The organism is Streptomyces lushanensis, assembly GCF_001700515.1.
GTDB classification, from domain to species: Bacteria; Actinomycetota; Actinomycetes; order Streptomycetales; family Streptomycetaceae; genus Streptomyces; species Streptomyces lushanensis.
In genome coordinates this window covers 183-608 of record NZ_MAUD01000518.1, presented here as the reverse complement: position 1 = coordinate 608, position 426 = coordinate 183, and the positions used below count along the sequence as shown (strand labels likewise).

Below are 426 nucleotides of genomic sequence, written 5' to 3'. Positions count from 1 at the left end.
CCGGTGCCCGGCAGCGCCCGCCCGATCGGCACCACGGTCCCGTCGAAGTCACGGGGGATGGGATGGGACACGGCGAAGGTGGTCGTCTCCGTCGGACCGTACGCGTTGTGGAGCCGGGTCGTGCTCGACGCGTTGTGGCGGTACCAGCGGCTGATCAGACGGGCGTTGAGCCGCTCCCCGCCGACCAGGACCTGGCCGACGCCGGCGAAGCAGTCGGGCACCGTCTCGACCACCGCGTTGAACAGCGCCGCCGTGATGAACATGGTGTCGACGCGCAGCCGCAGCAGTTCCGCGGCCAGCGCGTGCGGCGACTGGACGGTCTCGTCGTCGAGGATCACACAGCAGCCGCCGGTCAGCAGCGGCACCCAGACCTCGAAGTTCAGCGCGTCGAAGGCGGGATTGGACAGACAGGCGAACCGGGCGCCC

At 70.7% G+C, this 426-nt stretch carries 1 protein-coding gene; it reads right to left on the bottom strand.

Annotated features, from left to right (window positions below):
• Positions 1-426: AMP-binding protein (locus BFF77_RS33930; RefSeq protein ID WP_245703880.1), on the bottom strand; the 426-nt coding region annotated here is incomplete at both ends.